We start from the raw sequence: 4,325 nt of genomic DNA, 5'->3' as shown, positions 1-4,325 counted from the left end.
TATCAGGCGTTCGACAAGGGCAACGGCATCGACGCGTTCACCTACCGGGTGCGCGACCGGCTCGGCAAGGAGGCGACGGCGACCATCCGCGTCGGCATCGCTCCCAGCGCCGGCACCAACCAGGCCCCGTACGCCCTGAAGGACTCGATCGTCACCCGCCCCGGTCGCACGGTCGGCGTGGCGGTGCTGGCGAACGACTCGGATCCTGATGGCGACCCGATCGGCCTGCTCAAGAAGGGCGTCACGCTGCCGCAGGGCGTCGACGGGCTCAAGGCCGAGGTCTCCGGCGACCGGCTGCTGATCACGGCGCCCGACAAGCCGCTGCAGACGTCGGTCGAATACACGGTCGCCGACGACAAGGGCGCGACCGCCACCGCTCCGGTGCAGATCACGGTCGCCGAGGATGTGCCGCTCGTGTCGCCGATCGCCCGCGACGACCGGGTGCAGGCGAGCGACCTGAAGGGCAAGAGCCTGCAGGTCGAGGTGCCGGTGCTCGACAACGACGAGGATCCCGACGGCGTCGTCGACGAGCTCAAGCTCACCACGGACGACCCGAACGCGAAGGTGCTGCCGAACCGGAAGATCCAGGTGACGGTCGGCGAGCAGCGCCAGCTCGTGCAGTACACCGTCACGGACCGCGACAACCTGACCGCCTCCGCGTTCATCTTCGTCCCCGCGCTCTCCGAGCTCGCGCCGACGCTCGTGAGCACCAAGCCGGTCGAGGTCAAGAGCGGCGAGACCAAGGAGCTCCCGCTCTCCCAGTACGTCACCGTCGCCGGCGGCGGCGAGGTGCGCATCACCCAGGCCGACAAGGTCAGCGCGGTGAACAGCAACGGCGCCGCCCTCATCAAGGACGAGCACACGCTGGTGTACACGTCGAAGCAGGGCTACTTCGGCGACGACGCGATCACGTTCGAAGTGACCGACGGAACGGGTCCCGACGACCCCAAGGGCCGCAAGTCCACGCTGAGCCTGCCGATCACGGTGCTTCCCCCGGCCAACCAGCCGCCGACGTTCACGAACGCGCAGGTCTCCGTCGCCCCGGGTGAGCCGGAGCAGAAGGTCGATCTCGCCGCGCTCGCGAAGGATCCGGATCCGGAGGACGCCAAGAAGCTGAAGTTCGCCATCACGGGACAGCCCGACCACGGCGTCACCGCGAGCCTGGACGGATCGACGCTGAAGGTGCAGGCGGACTCGAACGCGCCCAAGGGCACGGCGACGACCGTGCGGCTGACCGTCACCGACGGCAAGACCGAGCCGGTCACCGGCACGGTCAACGTCACGGTCTCCGCGTCGACGCGCTCTCTTCCGGTCGCGAACGAGGACACGGTGGCACAGGCGGACCAGGGCAAGCCCATCACGATCCCCGTGCTGCAGAACGACGTCAACCCCTTCCCCGACAAGCCGCTGAAGGTCCTCTCCGTCGGCGTGCAGACAGGTTCCGCGGCCTCTGCGGTGCAGGGTGACAACGTCGTGATCACCCCGTCGAAGGACTTCGTCGGGCAGGTCGTGGCGACCTACCGGGTGCAGGATGCGACGAAGGATCCGGACCGTGAGGTCGACGGCCGCATCGTCGTGACGGTGCAGGGCATCCCCGACGCGCCCGGCGCGCCGCAGGTGACGAGCGTGCAGGACCGCACCGTGGTGCTGACCTGGTCTGCGCCGTCGAACAACGGCGCCGAGATCTCCGGCTACACGGTCAAGGCGACGAGCGGCGGCGGCTACACCAAGCAGTGCGCGTCGACGACCTGCACGCTGGACGGCCTGACCAACAACGTCAAGTACACGTTCGCGGTGACGGCGACGAACCGCGTGGGCGAGAGCAAGCCTTCCCCGGTCTCGCAGGAGGCCCGCCCGGACGCGCGGCCCGACACCCCGAACCCGCCGACGCTGAAGTTCGGCGACAAGTCGCTGCAGGTCAACTGGCAGACCCCGACGACCCCCGGCTCGCCGGTGAAGTCGTTCAACCTGGAGATCTCGCCGGCGCCGCCGAGCGGCGTCGCGACGAAGACCGGCGTGACCGGCACCAGCCTGAAGTGGGAGGGGCTGGAGAACGGCGCCAACTACCAGGTGCGCGTGCAGGCCGTGAACGACGCGCCGGAACCCTCGACCTGGTCGGGCTGGTCGGCGTCGGAGATCCCGGCCGGACCACCGACGGCACCGGGCACCCCGAACGCGCAGAGCGCGCCCTCTGTCGGCCCCCAGTCGCAGATGACCGTGACCTGGACGGCCGCCGGGCCGAACGGCGACGCGATCTCGAGCTACGACCTGCAGGTGATGCAGGGCTCGACAGTGGTGAACACGATCAGCGTCCCCGGCACCGCGAAGAGCCAGAACGTCACCGTGGGCAACTCGACCTCGGACTACACGTTCCAGGTGCGGGGCAACAACAAGGCCGGCCCTGGTGCCTGGTCGGCGGTCTCGAATGCGCGGCGCGCGTTCGGACAGCCCGGCCCGACGACGCTGACGAGCGTGCAGGAGCAGAACAACAACATCCACGTGGCGTACAGCCTGGCGGATTCCAACGGTGCAAGTTCCGGCGAGATCCACTACGAGTACTCGATCGGCAACGGCTGGGTGCGCAGCTGGAACGGATCCGACATCCCCGCGGCCAACAACGGCACGTACACGGTGCAGGTGCGCGCCTACTCGGTCGTGGGCGGGCAGGAGTCGCAGCCGGGACAGGCGGGATCGCAAGCGGGCGTCCGGCCGTACGGCCCGGTCAACACACCGGGCGCGAGCGCCACGAACAACGGCACGACCGTGACCATGGGCTGGTCGGCACCGGCCGACAACGGCCGCCCCATCCAGGTGATGCAGATCAGCATCGACGGCGGCGGCTGGCAGAACGTCGGCCGCAGCGGCACGCAGACCAGCGGCTCGGCCTACTCCACCACGCACACGATCAAGGTGCGCGCGCAGGACTCGGCCGGGCAGTGGTCCTCCGAGGCGGTGGCCTCCGCTCGGACCAACGACCCGCCGCCGCCGCGCGTGTGGGTGACTCAGGGCGACCCGGCCGGCAGCGGCTGCGTGAACGGGTGCCGCTACTTCGTCGTGAACTGGCAGAACCTCGGCATCGGCAGCTACACCGTCACCTGCCACTCCAACGTCGACGGCCAGATCGGCTCGGCGAGCTACCGCATCAACTTCAACGGCGCGGGCTCTCAGCAGCTCGGCTGCTGGAAGGGCCGGGACGGCGTCGACGTGTGGGTCGACATCGTCGGCTGGGGCGGATCCGTCGACACCGAGAAGAACTACTGGCCACATGCCTAGCCGCGGCGGACGCCGCGGCCTGACGACAGCATCAGATCTGAACGAAATCCAGAGGATCCACAAATGACGATGACCCCCGAGCAGGCGGCCTGGTTCCAGGGCACCTTCACCCGCCTCGTCGACAACGTCGACCGCGCGCTGCAGGGCAAGCGGGACGTGGTGAGCCTCGTGCTGGCCTCGATGCTGGCCGAGGGGCACGTGCTCCTCGAGGACGCCCCCGGCACGGGCAAGACGAGCCTCGCCAAGGCGCTCGCCGCGACCGTGCAGGGCACGAACAACCGCATCCAGTTCACCCCGGATCTGCTGCCCTCCGACGTCACGGGCGTGACGATCTACGACCAGAACGCGCACACCTTCGAGTTCCACCGTGGTCCGGTGTTCGCCTCGATCGTGCTCGCCGACGAGATCAACCGCGCCTCGCCGAAGACGCAGTCGGCGCTGCTCGAGGTCATGGAGGAGTCGCGGGTCACGGTCGACGGCGTCGCGCACGAGGCGGGCCGCCCGTTCCTCGTGATCGCCACCCAGAACCCGATCGAGCAGGCGGGCACCTACAAGCTGCCCGAGGCGCAGCTCGACCGCTTCCTGATCAAGACCTCGATCGGCTACCCCGACCTCGACGTCACGGCGTCGATCCTCGCGGGCGCCGCCGAGCGCAACCCCTCGGCCAAGCTCACCCCGGTCATCACCACGAGCGCCGTCGCCGACATGGCCGACCTCGCCGCGGCCGTGCACGTCGAGCCGGCGGTGCTGCGCTACATCGCCGAGCTGGTGGAGGCGACCCGTACCGACGCCGCGATCCGCCTCGGCGTCTCGGTGCGCGGGGCGCTGGCGATGGTGCGCATCGCGAAGGTGTGGGCCGCCGCGCAGGGACGCCACTACGTGCTGCCCGACGACGTGAAGGCGCTCGCGCGCCCCGTGTGGCTGCACCGCCTGCTGCTCGACCCCGAGGCCGAGTTCGCCGGCACCACCCCCGAGACCGTCATCGCCCGCGTGGTCGAGAAGGTCGCCGCACCGCAGGCGCGCGCCGCGGCCTGATCCGGATGCGGTGCCCG

The 4,325-nt window shown here is 69.8% G+C and carries 2 protein-coding genes; both read left to right on the top strand.

Features of this window, described 5'->3' with window-relative positions:
• The coding region (locus B7X32_RS18865; RefSeq protein WP_292723225.1) for a fibronectin type III domain-containing protein at positions 1 to 3,273 on the top strand (3,273 nt) is incomplete at its 5' end.
• A 63-nt stretch (positions 3,274 to 3,336) separates the two neighbouring features.
• A complete protein-coding gene (locus tag B7X32_RS18860; RefSeq protein ID WP_292723223.1) occupies positions 3,337 to 4,308 on the top strand; it encodes a MoxR family ATPase in 972 nt (323 codons plus the stop codon).
• Positions 4,309 to 4,325: the final 17 nt, after the last annotated feature.

This window comes from Microbacterium sp. 13-71-7 (genome assembly GCF_002257455.1).
Taxonomy (GTDB): Bacteria; Actinomycetota; Actinomycetes; order Actinomycetales; family Microbacteriaceae; genus Microbacterium.
The sequence above is the reverse complement of the archived record's forward strand: the minus strand, read 5'-3'. Positions and strand labels throughout refer to the sequence as shown.